We start from the raw sequence: 15,610 nt of genomic DNA, 5'->3' as shown, positions 1-15,610 counted from the left end.
CGGCACATCCCCCCGGACGGGCCGACCGGGCCAGCCTGCCAAGCCGCGACCCGTCTGTCACAAGTGCAAACAGGTTGCACAGGCAGCACATCTCATCGCTGTGCATGCAAGTGCGAGTGCAAACGACTGCCATCGCGGCACCTGAAGTTACGGGGTGGTACTTAATGAACGGGAACATCCGCCGATCGGGGGACGGGCGCGGCCGGACTCGTCCCCCCAAGTGGTGACACGGGAATCCACACATTCACAGATTCGCAACAGGAAACACAGCTCGATTCCGTCCTGCCTGTGAAGCGCACCACATCCTGACGTGGCCGGATGTGATCGCCCGCCCTCGTGCGGGGGACAACCGCGGCGAGCCGGTGCCCGGCCCCCGCTCGGGGGACACCGGCACCGGGACCGGGGACAAGAACGCCGGCCGGGGACGGCAGAACGCCCGGCCGGAGAACCGGCCGGGCGTTCAGCGGGTGGCGAGGGGTCAGCGGGTGACCCAGGTCCGCTTCGTGATCGAGGACCAGTGCACGGTGTAGCCGTTCGAGAACCGCTGGCGCACCTCGGAGCCGTACCGGTACTCGTCGGTGCTCGGGTAGCCGTAGCCCCGCTCGTAGCCGGCGGACTTCCAGCGCTGGCCGATCGCGCTGTTCTCCTTCACGGCCTTCGCACCGGTCCGGGGGCTCCAGAGGACCTTGTGCACGGTGGCCCCGCTGCGGAACACCTGGTAGGCGCCGCCGCCGGTGAGTCCGCCGCGCTCCGGGCTGCTGGGGTAGCCGTAGCCGCGCTCGTGCCCGGCGGCGGCGAACTTCTGGCCGATGGCGCTGTTGAAGCGCACCGGCCAGGCGCCGGTGGGGGCGCTCCAGTAGAAGGTGGTGCTCCTGGCGAAGCTCTGCAGGGCGCCGCCGCCCACCAGGCCGCCGCGCTCGTTCATGGTGGGGGCGCCGAACACGGCGGCCCCGCCCAGCGCGCGGTACTGGTTGCCGATCCCGCCGCGCACCGTGTACCCGGCGGAGGTGATCGGGGCGGTGGGGGGCTTGGGCGCCGCGACCGTGCCCACCGTGGAGCGGGTGTCCGCGGGGGCCTGGCCGGCGGCGTAGCCGTAGGAGTTCACGGTGCCGACCAGCTTCCAGCCCTGCTTGTTCCCGGACAGCTGCCCGTCCACGTAGGTCAGGCCGATGCCGATGACCGTCATCCTCGGGTCGGTCAGCACCTTGTTGTGCGCCTTCGAGCCCTTCCACCAGTTCATGAGCTCGGTGACGGTGCCCTGCCAGGACACGGAGTGGATCTCGCCGACGGCGTTCCAGTTCCCGGCGCGCTCGTCCTTCCAGAAGTCGTCGGTGTGGTCGATGACCTCCTCGCGGACCAGGCGGGTGGACTGCTCCTGGCCGATCTTGGAGAGCGTGGCCGAGTACTTGACCGGGGCGAGGCCCTTGGCCTTGCGGTGGGCGTTGATCAGGTCCAGCAGCCGCTGGGTGTCGGCCGAGCGGGTGCTCGTGGAGACGTTGACGATGTCCGAGGTCGCCGCGGCGGCGGGGGCCGCCGCGAGCATCCCGGTGGCGGGGACCGCCAGGGCGAGGGCCGCCGCGGTGAGCGCCAGGCGGCCGGTGGTGCGGGGGCGCGCGGGGGCGCGGTGCTTGGCGGTGTTCATCGGGTGGCCCAGGTCCTCTTCGTGGTGGTGGAGTAGTGCACGGTGAAGTTCTTGGAGAACTTCTGGCGGACCTCGGTGCCGTAGCGGTACTCGCCGGTGGTCGGGTAGCCGTAGCCGCGCTCGGAGCCTGCGGCCTTCCACTCCCGGCCGATCGCGCTGTTCTCCTTCACGGCGTGGGCGCCGGAGGCGGAGCTCCAGAGGATCTTGTGGACGTCGTTGCCGCGCCGGAACAGCTGGTAGGAGCCGCCGTTGACCAGGCCGCCGATCTCGGGGGTGGAGGGGTAGCCGTAGCCGCGCTCGTAGCCGCCGCGCTTCCACGCCGCGCCGATCCCGCTGGTCTCCCGGACGGGCTGGGCGCCGGTGGCCGGGCTCCACAGGACCTTGTTCACGGCGCCGCCGCTGCGGAACACCTGGTAGGCGCCGCCGCCGGTGAGGCCCGTGATCTCGCGGGTGGACGGGTAGCCGAAGCCGTTCTCGTAGCGGTTCGCCGTGAACTTCCGGCCGATGGCGCCGTTGAAGTTCACGGGCCACGCCCCGGTGGGGGAGCTCCAGTAGAAGGTGGAGTTCTTGGAGAACCGCTGGTACACGCCGCCGTTGACCAGGCCGCCGCGCTCGTTCATGGTCGGGGTGCCGAAGACGGAGGATCCGCCGAGGGCCCGGTACTGGTTGCCGATGCCGCCCTTGACCACGTATCCGGCGGGGGACACCTGGGTGGGGGTCCCGGTCGGGGTGCCGGCCGGTGCCCGGCCGCCCATCGGCTTGTAATAGCGGTTGCGCACCAGGTCCTGGAGCTGCGCGGTGCTGCCGCGGAAGACGTTGGCGTCGATCCGCTCGGTGAACCCGGCGTCGGTGTACTGCCAGAAGTCGTAGGTGGACCAGGCGCTGGGCACCCGGGGTGCCGTGGTCTCGTAGGCGGCGATGTGCAGGGGGTGGTCGTTGAACGCACTGGTGTTGCCGGTGCAGTCCTGCCACCAGTAGTAGTTCGTGTAGATGGCCGGCACCCTCCCGGTGCGGGCCTTGTACCGGTTGGAGAAGTCGCGGATCCAGCTGACCATCTCGGACTGGCTGAAGTTGTAGCAGTGGTTGCCGTACAGGGAGGGGTACGGGTTGTTCTCGACGTCGAGCAGGCCCGGCAGGGTCCGGCCGTCCGCGGACCAGCCGCCGCCGTTGTTGATGAAGTAGTCCGCCTGCTTCGCGCCCGAGGAGTCCCGGGTGGGGATCGCGAAGTGGTACCCGCCGCGGTGCATGCCCACGGCACCCGCCCCGGCGTACTGCTGCTGGAACAGGCTGTTGCGGATGCTGTCGCCCTCGGAGGTCTTGACGTAGGCGAAGCGCGAGCCCTGGTTCCACAGGCTCGACCAGTTCAGGGACGGCTGCCAGTTGGAGACGTCCGTGCCTTTGATGCCGCTGGGGGCCCAGGACGCGGCGGCGCCGAGGGACTCGGCCGACGCGACCCCCGCGACAGCCTCCTCCGCGGTGTCGCCGTCCGCCGCGCCGGCAGCGGCGCCGTCGTCGTCGTCGTCGGTGTCCGTGGCGCCGGAGAGCTCCTCCGCGGTGCGGGCGGAGGAGGCGGCCATCTGCTCGAAGTGGCTCTCGGACTTGGCCCACTGGCCCATCACGGCGCCGCCGTGGGGGTCGCCCGCGGCCGGCTGCGTGCCGGCGCGCGCCGGGTCGGGGAGAACGGCCTCGCCGGTGGTCGCGTCCACCAGGGTGGAGACGATCTCGCCGTCGGACTCCACGACCTTGGAGACCAGGTTGCCCTGCCGCTCCTCGGAGAGGGTGGTCGATCGGGTGGTGGCGGCCTCTTCCAGGGCCGCGACCGGGGTCAGTGTGGTGATGGCCAGCACCGCCGCCGTGAGGGCGGCAGGCAGCGTCAGTCGGGGGGTTGCTTTCACGCTGGAACGCCTAACTCGCATGGATCGTTGGGGGGAACGACTCGTGCAAGGCCATCGGGATGGGGGGAAGATCCTCAGAGCCACGACGAGTATAAAGGCGCGTTTGCATAAACAATCAATAACGATGGGCCGTGTTACGCACCCGTACCTCTCTGGCCGTAGTGATTCTGTCCGCTGGGTGCGTTGCGGGGGCCGCGCGCCGGGGAACGACGACGACGGACCCGGCGCGCCCGGATCCCGTCGGCGGCGCGATCCCGGTGGGTGGGCGAAGACCCAGCTCAGGACCCGGTGCCGGATACGATGAACCGGACTCGACCCCCCAGAGGAGAACCATGGCCCCCACGCGCATCCTGACGGTCTGCACGGGCAACGTGTGCCGCTCGCCCATGGCGGCGGTCGAGCTCGACCACGGCCTCAACGAGATCTCGCCCGGCGGCTTCGAGGTGACGAGCGCCGGGATGCACGCGCTGGTGGACGAGGGCTTCGAGCAGCGGGTGGGCAGGCTGGCCCAGGACCGCGGCCTGGAGGCCGCCGCCGCGCACCGGGCCCGGCAGGTCACCCCGGACGTGCTGAAGGACATCGACCTGGTGCTCGTGATGGCCCGGGAGCACACCCAGCCGGTGCTCCAGCAGTCACCGCGGCTGCTGAAGAAGGTCTTCACCCTGCGGGAGTTCGCCCGGATCCTGCAGTACCTCTCCACCGACCCGGAGCTCGACCGCGCGGTGCCGTCCGACCGTGCCGAGCGCTGGGCCTGGCTGGTCCAGCAGGCGCCGCGGCTGCGGCAGCGGGTGCCGGTGCGCCACCCCGAGCGCAACGACGTGATCGACCCCTACCGCCAGGAGGACGCTGTGCTCCAGCAGATGGCGGACGAGTTGTTCGAGGCCACGGACGCGATCCTCGCCTTCGAACGCCGCTACGCGGAGCCCGCGCCGGTGGCAGAGTAGTACTGCGTCAGGTGTGTTTTGCGCGGGTGCCTGTTCCACCCGGGTGGGGCGCCTTGTGGGGCGGGGAGTCCTGCACCGACCGCGCGGACGTTCAGTCCTGACCGAACCTCTGCTGGGCCGCTTGGCGCGTCGTGTCGAGAGCGGAACCGATCAAGGCCCAGGAGTCGCCGGCCGCACGGGCGGCCTTCACCGCCTCCCGCAGTTCGTTCTCCGCCTCGGTGATGTGCTGCCGAGCGGCCAGGATGCGCCGGAAGTGCACGGCGTCACGAGCGGGGTGCGACGACACGTCGAGCTCGTCCAGTCCTGTGCGGTCGTGCGCGGTTGCGATATCCATGGAATTCCACCTCATCTCAAATAGTCGTAGAACTTCGGTCTGAGCAGATCGGCGTGGATGATCCTCGTCGGTTCTCCGGCTGGTACGGCGACCAGCTCGAGGAGCCTGCCGTGTTGGTCGGGCCCGATGACCAGGAGGCGGTCTTCGCCCTGGTACTCGTACTCGACCAGACGGATCGCATTTACCCACGCGTGCTCGATGTCGGCGTCGTCGATGCCGTGCTTCCGCGCGGATCCCCGAACCTCCATTTCTCCAATGTGCCGGACCGCCCCGGGCGTGTCAAGATGAAATTGACGCCAACCGCCATGGTGGGCGCGCTCCGCCGCCGCGGGCTGGTGACGACAAGGACGAACGGGCACGTCACACGCCTGTTCGCTGCTTGACCGATGAACGGGACCGGTTCCTTAATGGAGCTCAGGTCGGCCACGCCTGCGAGGAGAACCCGTTCCCGGTCCCGTGGACGATGACCGGGTGCTGCACTGATCATTCGCGAGGAGTTCCTGATGGCCGCTGACCGAGCACTCCCGGAGGACTTCCACGCGCTGTACGACGCCGGCGTCCGGAACGCCCGTGGCACCGCGCCGCCGGCTGCTCCGGCTCCTGGGTCGCCGGGCCACCTCCGAATGGACGCGCAGCTCGGAGACCTGGAGGTGGACTACGACCAGGCGACCGCGCTGCCGAACCGCATCGCACGGCGGGCCCCGGCCGCCGGGCTGTCGGGGGAGGCGGGCGCATCGCCGGAGGAGACCGTCCAGCGCTTCGTCACCGAGCACGGCGACCTGTGGCGGCTGTCCGAGGCGGACGCGCAGGGCGTCACCATCGTGTCGGTGAGCGGACGGGGGCTGCGCACGGTGCAGCTCGTGCAGCGGGCCGACGGCCTGGAGGTCTTCAACTCCGAGGCGACGGCGGCCATCGGACCGGACGGCGACGTGATGTCCGTGGCCGGCCAGTTCTTTCCCGGCGCCGCGCAGGCGGCCGGTGCCCGCGCGGCCAGCACCACCACCGGCGTCACCACGGCGGAGGAGGCGATCGCGGTGGCGGCGTTCGACCTGACCGGGGTCGAGTACCCCGCCACGGCCTTCACCGGGACGAGCACGGCGAGCGCGGCGAGCGCCGAGGACGCCGGGGGTACTGAGACCGGCGACACCGCCGGTGGCGGCTACCGGTTCTACCGCTTCACCGAACCGGCCGGCGCCGAACCGACCAGCTCCGAGCCGATCGACACCGAATCGGCTGGCACCGAACCGGCCGGCACCGGGCGCCCGGCATTCGAGCGGGAGGTCCGGGTGAAGGACGTGCTGTTCCCGCTGGGGGAGGAGCAGTTCACCCCCGGCTACTACCTGGAGCTGTGGATCGAGGGCTTCCCGGCGTTCAGCTATGTGATCGACGCGCTCGGGGAGCCGGAGGTGCTGTTCCGGAAGAACCTGCGGGCGGACGCCGCCTTCACCTACCGGGTGTTCAACACGGGGGACGCGCTGTTCCGCCCCGAGGACGGGCCGGCGCCCGGGTCGCCGCACCCGACCGGGCGCCCGGACGGGTTCCAGGCCGCCACCGTCCCCGACCGGCTGGTCACGCTCGAGAGCCTGCTCCCGGGCGCCCCGTGGCTGCCGGATGGCGCCTCGACCACCCGCGGCAACAACTGCATCGCCTACGCGGACGTCCAGGCGCCGGACGGGAGCAGTTCCGGCGACGTGGACGGCCGGGCCACCGGGTCCCGCACCTTCGACCACGCCTACGACCACGCCCGGCCCGCGAGCGACCCCACCAACCTGCAGGCCAGTCTCGTCGGGATGTTCTTCCACGTGAACTGGCTGCACGACCGCTGGTACGAGGCGGGCTTCGACGAGGCGGCCGGCAACGCCCAGCAGGTGAACCTCACGGGGGCGGGCCTCGGCGGGGACCCGATCCTGGCCGAGGGCAACGACTTCAGCGGCACCGACAACGCCAACATGCAGACCCCGGCCGACGGCGCCAGCCCGCGGATGCAGATGTACGAGTTCCGCGGCGTCGCCCCGCTGCCGTCCCGCACCAGCAACTTCGACGCGCTGATCACCTACCACGAGCTCGGGCACTACATCACCAATCGTCTCGTCGGCAACGCCACCGGGCTGGCCAACCAGCAGGGCCGGGCGATGGGCGAGGGCTGGGGCGACTTCTTCGCGATCACCATGACCTCCCAGGCCACCGATGACTTCGGCACCGGCGCCTTCCCCGCCGGCGGGTGGACCGACCTCACCCCCACCTTCACGGACAACTACTACTTCTCGATCCGGCGCTACCCCTACTCGGCGGACCTGGGCAAGAACCCGCTGACGTTCAAGCACATCAGCAACGGGGTGGTGCTCCCGGCCGGACCGCCGCGCCGTCCGCACAGCGGCGGGCCGAACAGCGAGGTGCACAACGCCGGCGAGGTCTGGTGCGCCGCCCTGTGGGAGGTGTTCGTCAACCTCGTCGCCGCCCACGGCCACGCCGAGGCCGAGCGCCGCGTGCTCGAGTACGTGGTCGGCGGGCTCAAGCTCACGCCCAGCATGCCGACCTTCACGCTGGCGCGCGACGGCATCGTCACCGCGGTCGCCGCCCTGAACCCCGCCGACCTCGGCGCGGTGTGGCGCGGTTTCGCCAAGCGCGGCCTGGGCGCCGGCGCCGTGTCCCCGCCCAGCACCTCCACATCGCTCGCGGGCGTGGTCGAGAGCTTCAGCACGCCGTAGGAGGCGCACCATGACGGCCCTCCGCTTCGAGTCAGGAAAGACGCCGGGGAACGACGACGGGCCCCGCGTCGTGGCGCCGGACGCGCTGCGGGCACTGACCGCCGCGGCCGCGGACGCCGGCGCCACTTGAACGCGGCTCGGCGACACGCTCCTGGTGACCGGGGCGCCGGCCCAACTGGAGCGGACGGCCGCCGGCCGCACCCCCGCGGAGCGGATCGGGGTCCCCGCCGCCCGCCTGCACGTGGTGATCCAGAACGGCCGCCAGTTCCAGCAGGCCCACCCCGAGGTCCCGGTCCTTCTCGACCGGGGACGCTACCTCGTCGTCGACCTCGACCCCGCCGAGGCGGGGAGGATCGTCGAGCCGTCCGAGCGGCACCTGCCGTGCTTCGGCGTTCGCCCTCTGCCGGCGAACACCGTGGTGTTCGAGCAGCGGCCACCGGCACCGGCACCGGCAGAGACGCGGGCCGTGGCCGAGCCGCGCGCAGCCGCCGTGTCCCGCGACGCGTTCGCGGCGGATCTGCGCACGCTCGCCGCGCTCCGGACGCGGCACTCGACGAGCCCGGAGTTCCGCACCGCGCTCGACTGGGCCGAGGGCGTGCTGAGCGGCCTGGGCTTCGCGACCCGGACCCAGACGGTGGCGCTCCACGGCGGGAGCACGCAGAACCTCATCGCCGAGCGGCCGGGGCGCGGTGGCGACGGCCGCGCGGTGCTCGTCACCGCCCACCTCGACTCGATCAACGTCCGGGACGGTGCCGCCGCCCCTGCACCGGGCGCCGACGACAACGGCTCGGGCGCGGCCGGGGTGCTCGCCGTCGCTCGGGCCCTGCGGGACCACCCCGGCGCCCGCGACCTGCGGCTGGTCCTGTTCGGGGGCGAGGAGCAGGGACTGTTCGGCAGCCGCCACTATGTGGCGGAGCTGGACCAGGCGGCCCGCGAGCGCATCCACGCGGTGGTCAACATGGACATGATCGCGTGCCGGAACACGCCCGCGCCCACGGTGCTGCTCGAGGGCGCCGCCGCGTCCCAGGCCGCGCTGGAGGAGCTGGCCGCCGCGGCGCAGGCCCACACCAGCCTGACCGTGCAGACCAGCCTGATGCCCTTCAACAGCGACCACGTGCCGTTCCTCGACGCCGGCATCCCCGCCGTGCTCACGATCGAGGGGGCCGACGGCGCCAACGACCGCATCCACACCGCCGCCGACACCCTGGAGCACGTCGACCACGACCTCGCCCTCGAGATCCTGCGGATGAACGTCGCCTACCTCGTCCAGGCGCTCGGGCAGGCATGAGCCAGGGCCGGCGCTCCGGCCACCGGAGTCGCCAAACAACGGCGTGTTCAGCCCACAGTGGCGGACCGGCCCGGGACGATCATGCTGGTGCCGAATGCGGAGACCCTCCGGCTGTCGGAGTTGTGATTGACCGCCAGAACCCTTCCGTCGGAGAGCTTGCTGACGAGAACGCCGTTGTCGTGGATCGGCGCGGCGCTCGGGTGGGCGGAGCCTGTGACGGCAGCGGTCAGTGCCGTCACCTGGGGGTCTGCGGTGTCCACGGACGCTCGAGTGACGTCTTCCCAGCGTCGGTCGTCGTCCCAGGCGTTGTCCTGGCACGCGGGTTCGGCCTGTCCGAGAGTCGCTGTCATGGTGGAGGTCTCCGGAGTGCGGTTGAGCAGGACGTTGCCCAGGGTGAGCCGGTGATCGAGGGTCCGCCGTTGGTCCGCTGCGGCCACAATCCGCTGCCGATCGTCCGAGTCGTCTTGAAGACAGACTGCAGATCCGTCGAGGGGAAGGCCACGGTCATAGGCCGAAGGGGACAACTGGCGCAGCGGGACAGAGTAGTCGTGCTGGACGATGGGCAGCCCCGCAGCGGTGATGGTCCGGAATGCTGCCGCCTCTTCGTGCAGGCGTTCCGCGGAGAAGGGGCGCCCGTCGCTTTCGGCAATGCTGTGCTCGCGCAGTGCGAAGTCCACGGCACCGGTGGCAGCCAACTCCAGGGCCAGCTCCACTTGGTTGCTCCAGGCAGGGTAGAGACCCAGGTTGATCGCCACGGGGACGTCGGTGCCCATGGATTCGGTGAGAACGCCGTCAATGCGTGCAACCACGTCGATCATGGCCCGCCCATAGGCGTCGTCGTCGGCCCAGGGGCCCCATTGACCGACGTCGACCATGTCCTGACCATGGGACGGTGAGAGCGCGGTGTCGTCGAGGAAGATGCCGTCGAAGCGTGCCGGCGGGGCATCGGTGGTGCCGCGTTCGGCATCGGTGGTGAGGATCCGGTGGGCGGTCTCCGCGCAGGCCTGGGCGTAGGCGGGGGAGAGGTCGGCGACGGTCAGGTACGAGAAGTCGGGGTAACCGGCATGCCCTGTGGGCGTGGTGGCCACAGCCGGGTTGTCGGTCGTGACGGCGAACTCGGTGCTGCGGGCCTTGCCCATGTCGGCGCAGGAGTTCTGGAAGATGCCGTTCCAGTGCTCCCAGGGTCGCATCGCGCCGACGTTGAGGTAGGCCAGGAACTGGGTGTCCGGGTTGGCGGCCTTCATATCGCTCAGAGTGCAGTCCCCGGGTGCGTCGGTGGTCGCCATCATGGGGTCGACGATCGCCACGGAGACTTCACCCACCAGGTCAGCGCCTGGACACAGCAGTTGGCCTTGCCGGTAGCCCTGCAGGTATGCCGGCAAGGCGCCGGACTTGCTACCGATCCCCGTGCGTGGCGACTCAGCGGTGACCAGTGGGGCGGGTCCCATGGTCAGGGTGGTGAGCAGGCCAGTGAGCAGCACCGTGGCAACGGCCATCGTTTTCATGTGCACATCATGGACTACGCATTGGCCTTAGTTGCGTAGGTGAATCCCCGGGCGGGTCAGGCGCGTCGCAGGATCCGCCCCCGGTGCGGGGGCAGCACCAGAGAGGGGCCGGCAGGTTCGCCGTGAGCATCGACCATGCCTGCCGGAACCTTGAGGCGGCGCCGCCGGCGTCCGTCCATGTTCAAGTTCACGGCGGCCCACCCTCCGGTGAACTCCCGCCACCAGCTGTGCCCTCTGCGGACCGGGTCCTGGAGGGGGCGGCCGAGGTCCCAGTCGAGCTCGGTCACGTGCTGGGTTTGGTTGTAGTCGTCGTGCGCCGTGGCCGAGTAGGCCCCGCGCCCTGCGCCGAAGATCCAGAACGCAGCAAGTCCGTAGTGGAAGTTGGGGTGCTGGTCGTTGCCGTCTGTCGGAACCCGGAGGATGCTGAGCCCCGGCCCGTCTGCCTGGGACAGCTGGGCCTCGGCGGTGTCCGGGTCAAAGAGGTCGGTGGGGCTGTACCCCAGCCACACCTCCTCGAACCCACCGCCGTAGGCAGCGTGAGCGCTCCACCGGCCGGGTTGCCGGCGGGATTCTGCGATGTTCGGGACCAGGACCTTTCCCACGGCGTTGAGAGACTCACCGGCGGCGTGGACGAGCTCGTCGAGTCCGTCGCGGATGTCGGCCATCGAGCGGGCACCATCAATGGGAAGTCGCAGTCCGTAGTAGTCGTCGAAGACGTCGTTGTCGGCCATCACACCGTCGAAAGGCGAGTCGGTGAGTTCCTCGGTGACGTTCTCCACCCACCGGGCCCGGTAGGCGGATGACCATACGGTCATCTGCCAGTGACCGCCATAGCGTTCCCACTCGATCCGTTGTCCCTCCACACGGCGGGCGAACCACTGTTCGTCCGCCTCGGCATAGGAGACACCGGAGCTGTAGAGGGGGCCGGGCTCGTAGCTGCGGGTGGAGGACAGGCACTTGTAGCAGAGTACGGTCATGTCCGGTCGGCGCTTCTTCAGCTCGGCCGCGGCCGCCAGCTCCCACGGCTGCAGGATCGCCGCGCGGTAGTGCTCCGCGGCGAAGTCGATCTGTTCGGAGGTGATCGGATCGCCGTAGCGGATCCAGGCGCCGACGCCGCTCACGAGGCCCTCTCTGGGGTCAGGTGCTCTTCGCCCCAGTATTCGAAGTTGCGCTCAGAGTTCATGTTCCCGAGCATGCGGTAGAGCTGGTTGTAGGAGGCCATGACTTCGTGAAGCTGGAAGAAGTCTTCGACCCGGCCGCGGGCGTTGGCGCAGTAGGTGCGGTAGCGCTCCGTGTCCTCGATGACGGTGCGGATCTGAAGAGCCATGTTTTCGACATCGCCGGCGGACACGAGTTCACCGCACGCCCCCCAGGTCCGCCCATCGGCGGTGTGGAGGTCCTCGGCGACGAGCTGACTCATGCCGCCCACGTTCGTGCCGACAGTGGGGATGCCGGCGGCCATGGCCTCCAGCACCACGATGGGCTGGCCTTCGTTGTAGCTGGGCAGCACCAGCAGGTCGAACTGGTCCAGCATGTCCCGGACGTTGACCGTGCCGTGGATGGTCACCATGTCTTCCAAGCCAAGGCTTTCGATCTTCGCGAGGCAGGCTTCGTAGTACTCCGGCACGTGTTCGGTAGGTCCGAGAACGTCCAGGTGCAGGTTCGGGTAACCGTGCCGCTTGAGAATCTCCATGCTCGAGAGCAGGTCCATCAGGCCCTTGATGGGCACGACCCGGGCGATGTAGACCAGCTTCCAGGTGTGGTCGTCCCGGCTCGCGGCAATTTTTTCCACGGCTGCTTGGCGCGCGTGGTACTTCTCCTCGAACTCCTCGATGGTCATGCCGTTCGGCAGTACCACCGACTTGTCGATGTCCGTGCCCAGTTCCGCGGCTTCGGTGATCGCGGTCGGATACAGATAGGTGATCACCTCGGCGCTGGGGTAGCAGAAGTGCCCCATCTCGATCCACCACGCCATCCAGGCCCTCTGCTCGGCCGTGACGTCGAAGGTGCGATAGTCCTTGGAGGTGATGGACAGTGCCATGTTCCGGTCCAACAGTGTGTTGACCGTGTCACGCACATACAGATTGTGCTCCGTGAGCAGGAAGGACGTGCCGTGGTCCCGAGCGGCGGCGGCCCCCAGCAACGAAGCGTATCCGGTGGTGTGCGCGTGGTAGACGCGGGCTCTCGGCATGGTCTCCCCGAGCACCGCATAGGCCAGGGAGAAGAATCCGCGGAGCACCCAGAAGGACTCCGACAGCGACAGGCCCAGCTGGGGCATGCGCTCGGTCAGGGCGTGCATGAACTCCCGGGAGCCGAGGATCGCCCACAGTGGGTACTGTCGGGTGCGTTCGTTGAGGCCTTCGTCGATGAGCTGCCACAGGGGCTCGGTTTCCCGCCGCTCGGACAAGGCGTACAAGGCGTCGAAGATGCGGTTCGACAGCTCGGCGCGCTGGGCGGAGCTCATGTCCAGATCCTTGGGCCGGACGGCCATGAAGTCGTGCCGGTGCTCCTGCATGCTCAGATAGACCACCCGCACCCACTTGACGTTCTCCGGCATGCCGTAGAGGTCCTCGTGCGGACTTGAGGAGTCCCAGGAGATGTGGATGATGCCGTACGTGAGATCGGGATTCCCCATGACGATGTCGTGGACAACAGCGGACACCCCACCCTTGAGATAGGGATAGGTGGATTCCATGACGATGGCAACGTCCACGTCCACGTATTGCTGTTGACGCTGCTGGGCCGGCAAGAGGCCGAGGATATCGGTGGCGGTGGCGGTGGCGGTGGCGGTGGCGCGGTGCTTGGCGCGAGAAATGGTGAACGGGTACATGCCAGTGGCTCCTCAGGGGCAGTTGGTCTTGGCCGGTGTAGGCACGGCCGAAAATCGCGGTGGCTGACCGGGGTCGTCGTCCAGCAACGGACGAGGACCGGCGATCCTGTCGGGTCTGCGGGAAGTGACTACCAGGAGGTGGCGTGGCGCCAGAACAGCGTGTACTCCGGCTGGACCCAGTGACGCTTGTACAGCCCCCAGGCCACGGCGACGAGCACGAGGTCAGCTACCAGCAGGACGCCGTAGGCGCCGTTGGCGCCCAGCGTCGTGAACGCCAGCACGCACACGAGCAGGTGTACGGCGCTGAGCACCTGGGCGGTGATCTTCTCTCCGATGTAGTCCAGCTCGTAGCCCAGCAGGGTGAGCATCATGAACGTCCAAGAGGCCACCGACACGGCGACGGCCAGGAGGACGTGTTCTGGTTGCAGGCCCCCCAGCAGCATTGCGGCGGCCAGGGTCAGCACCATTCCGATGGCTGCGGTGCGCAGCACCGCACGGTCCACGATGTGGCTGAGCAAAGTGGAGTGCGAGGCCAGCACCGGCAAAGGCTCGCGCTCGATCGCCCGGTGCAGCCCGGCCACGGCGTGGTCCACGTGCGGGGCGAGGTTCACGAAGTAGAAGTTGTAGGCCAGCACTGCCGGGAGCATGGCCATGAACACCACGACTACTTGAAAAGTGCCGTCGGTGACCAGGAACAGCACGAACTTGTCCGCCCACAGGACCGAGCCGAGAAGCAGGCCCCTGACGACATCGCCGGCGAAGCTGCGGTGCCCCAGGCGTTCGAAGGACCGGACGTGGACAAGGCGCTTGCCCATCGCCGCGATCTGGGTCCCAGCGGCCAGCACTGGCGGCAGGATCCACAACGTCGGCGCCAGAACCAGCGCCACGGCGTATGCGCCCCAGGCCAGAGCCCACAGGCCGCGCCGTTCCCCGACGTTGGCCAGGACCAGGGACTGCACGAACAGCACGTGCGCTCCGCACAGGACGAGGTAGGCGCCCATGGCCTGTGCCGACCATCCGGTGGCCAGCCACAGCGGCACGGCGAACAAGCCGACCAGCGGCAGCGTCTGAAGGAACATTGCCGGCCACACCTCGCAGAATCGGCGGGTGATCTGCGCCATGTCACGCTCGGCCATCAGGCCGCCGATGGCACGGTAGGCGGGCATGCACGCTGCCTGGGCCAACCAGGGAACGGTGATGGACGAGGCCAGCACGACGTAGGTCAACTGCACCCCGCCGATCGCAGACTCCGCCATGCGCGGACTGACCAGCGGGAAGACGATGTTGAGGAAGATCACCGGGGAGAGGTACAGCAGGAGGTTCACCCCGCCCCGGGAGCTGACCGGTGACTCCGCGTCGTCATCGACCGGTCCGGAGGTGCCGCCACGCATCATCACCGCTACGACACCGACGACGAGAAGGCCGCCGGCCAGAGCCAGCAAAGTCAGGCTGGGTCGGGCAAGGTGCTCGACGACGGTCGGCACGAGAATCGTCAGCGACAACGCCATCGCAATGACTGCGGTGCGGCGCCGACTGTAGGCGTCGTGGATCAAGGACTGGATCGATCTCATGCTTCCCCCTGCGAATCGGGCAGCGCCTGCGACCCCCGTCACAGCAACGCCCCGATGAACTGAAATGCGATCTGACCTGGAATGTCGTCGCGGAGCCAGCATGACGGTCAATGGCGTGCAGAAGCAAAAGAAGTGATCAATCTCTCCTGAGGTCGGAGCATGGGCGGCGACCCATCTGTTGTTCCGCGGTCGGAGGAACGCGTCGATGTGGGGGTTGTAGGCCCAGACCGAGCCCTTGCGGCAGGACAGTGGGTGGAACCCGCAAGAAGCATGGGCCCGATCATTTGTCCCCTTCCACGGGGACATGCACGGAGTTCCACCGGTACACATACCCGGATCACGTGTAGATCCGGGAATGTCTGTCGTGCACCGCGAAGCGTGACGTCACGGTTTGGAAACCCTCTCCATCGCATAGCTAACTTGAGCGCATGAGTGGAAACAGCAACCCCCGGACGGTCCGGAAGGCCGTCATTCCTGCCGCCGGGCTCGGCACCCGGTTCCTCCCCGCGACGAAGGCCATGCCCAAGGAGATGCTGCCGGTCGTGGACCGGCCGGCCATCCAGTACGTGGTCCAGGAGGCGGTCGACGCCGGCCTCCAGGACGTCCTCATGATCACCGGGCGCTCGAAGCGGGCGCTGGAGGACCACTTCGACCGGGTACCGGCCCTGGAGCACCAGCTCGAGGAGTCGGGCAAGACCGATCTGCTGCGGGCGGTGGAGCACGCCTCCGAGCTCGGCGAGATCCACTACCTGCGCCAGGCGGACCCCAAGGGACTGGGGCACGCGGTGCTGCGGGCGAAGATCCACATCGGTGACGAGCCCTTCGCGGTGCTGCTGGGCGACGACCTGATCGACGCCCGGGACGAGCTGCTCACCGAGATGATCGCCGTGCAG

Annotated in this window: 12 protein-coding genes; 5 read left to right on the top strand and 7 right to left on the bottom strand. The window is 69.0% G+C overall.

Annotation, left to right across the window (positions count from 1 at the left end; all coding sequences use genetic code 11):
* Positions 1 to 478: 478 nt before the first annotated feature.
* A complete protein-coding gene (locus CK505_RS04870; protein WP_095650415.1) occupies positions 479 to 1,642 on the bottom strand; it encodes a CAP domain-containing protein in 1,164 nt (387 codons plus the stop codon).
* Positions 1,639 to 3,537 carry a GH25 family lysozyme gene (locus CK505_RS04865; RefSeq protein WP_141246778.1) on the bottom strand — a complete coding sequence of 633 codons (1,899 nt, stop codon included), beginning with the start codon at positions 3,535 to 3,537 and terminating at the stop codon, positions 1,639 to 1,641. The genes CK505_RS04870 and CK505_RS04865 overlap by 4 nt, the downstream gene beginning before the upstream one ends.
* A 332-nt stretch (positions 3,538 to 3,869) precedes the next feature.
* On the opposite strand from CK505_RS04865, the gene CK505_RS04860 reads away from it, so the two are divergent.
* On the top strand, positions 3,870 to 4,481 hold the full coding sequence (locus CK505_RS04860; RefSeq protein WP_095650413.1) for a low molecular weight phosphatase family protein: 612 nt from the start codon (positions 3,870 to 3,872) through the stop codon (positions 4,479 to 4,481).
* A gap of 91 nt (positions 4,482 to 4,572) precedes the next feature.
* Here the strand turns inward: CK505_RS04860 and CK505_RS04855 are convergent, their stop codons facing one another.
* On the bottom strand, positions 4,573 to 4,815 hold the full coding sequence (locus tag CK505_RS04855; RefSeq protein ID WP_095650412.1) for a hypothetical protein: 243 nt from the start codon (positions 4,813 to 4,815) through the stop codon (positions 4,573 to 4,575).
* A gap of 53 nt (positions 4,816 to 4,868) precedes the next feature.
* Here CK505_RS04855 and CK505_RS18390 point away from each other — a divergent pair, with 53 nt between their 5' ends.
* From CK505_RS18390 to CK505_RS04840, 3 genes are all read left to right on the top strand, one after another.
* Positions 4,869 to 5,198, top strand: coding sequence for a hypothetical protein (locus tag CK505_RS18390; protein WP_176475289.1), 330 nt, complete (start codon positions 4,869 to 4,871; stop codon positions 5,196 to 5,198).
* Between the two features lie 120 nt (positions 5,199 to 5,318).
* Positions 5,319 to 7,523 (top strand): M36 family metallopeptidase, encoded by a 2,205-nt coding sequence (locus tag CK505_RS04845; protein ID WP_095650410.1) that lies wholly within the window; start codon positions 5,319 to 5,321, stop codon positions 7,521 to 7,523.
* 154 nt (positions 7,524 to 7,677) lie between these two features.
* Positions 7,678 to 8,811 carry a M28 family metallopeptidase gene (locus tag CK505_RS04840; protein ID WP_217987528.1) on the top strand — a complete coding sequence of 378 codons (1,134 nt, stop codon included), beginning with the start codon at positions 7,678 to 7,680 and terminating at the stop codon, positions 8,809 to 8,811.
* A 47-nt stretch (positions 8,812 to 8,858) separates the two neighbouring features.
* On the opposite strand, the gene CK505_RS04835 is transcribed toward CK505_RS04840, so the two are convergent.
* From CK505_RS04835 to CK505_RS04820, 4 genes are all read right to left on the bottom strand, one after another.
* The gene (locus CK505_RS04835; protein WP_095650409.1) at positions 8,859 to 10,316 is read right to left on the bottom strand and encodes a hypothetical protein; all 1,458 of its coding nucleotides are present in this window, start codon (positions 10,314 to 10,316) and stop codon (positions 8,859 to 8,861) included.
* 56 nt (positions 10,317 to 10,372) lie between these two features.
* A complete protein-coding gene (locus CK505_RS04830) occupies positions 10,373 to 11,437 on the bottom strand; it encodes a putative glycoside hydrolase (protein WP_095650408.1) in 1,065 nt (354 codons plus the stop codon).
* On the bottom strand, positions 11,434 to 13,146 hold the full coding sequence (gene pelF, locus CK505_RS04825; RefSeq protein WP_095650407.1) for a GT4 family glycosyltransferase PelF: 1,713 nt from the start codon (positions 13,144 to 13,146) through the stop codon (positions 11,434 to 11,436). Before pelF ends, CK505_RS04830 begins: the two co-directional genes overlap by 4 nt.
* 128 nt (positions 13,147 to 13,274) lie before the next feature.
* Positions 13,275 to 14,717 (bottom strand): hypothetical protein, encoded by a 1,443-nt coding sequence (locus CK505_RS04820; RefSeq protein WP_095650406.1) that lies wholly within the window; start codon positions 14,715 to 14,717, stop codon positions 13,275 to 13,277.
* 428 nt (positions 14,718 to 15,145) lie between these two features.
* On the opposite strand from CK505_RS04820, the gene CK505_RS04815 reads away from it, so the two are divergent.
* Positions 15,146 to 15,610, top strand: a 465-nt coding sequence (locus tag CK505_RS04815) for a UTP--glucose-1-phosphate uridylyltransferase (protein ID WP_176475288.1), incomplete at its 3' end; no start/stop codon positions are given.

The sequence above is a fragment of the Kocuria sp. WN036 genome (assembly GCF_002287015.1).
Lineage (GTDB): Bacteria > Actinomycetota > Actinomycetes > Actinomycetales > Micrococcaceae > Kocuria > Kocuria rosea.
This window is presented reverse-complemented; position numbering and strand designations above follow the sequence as displayed.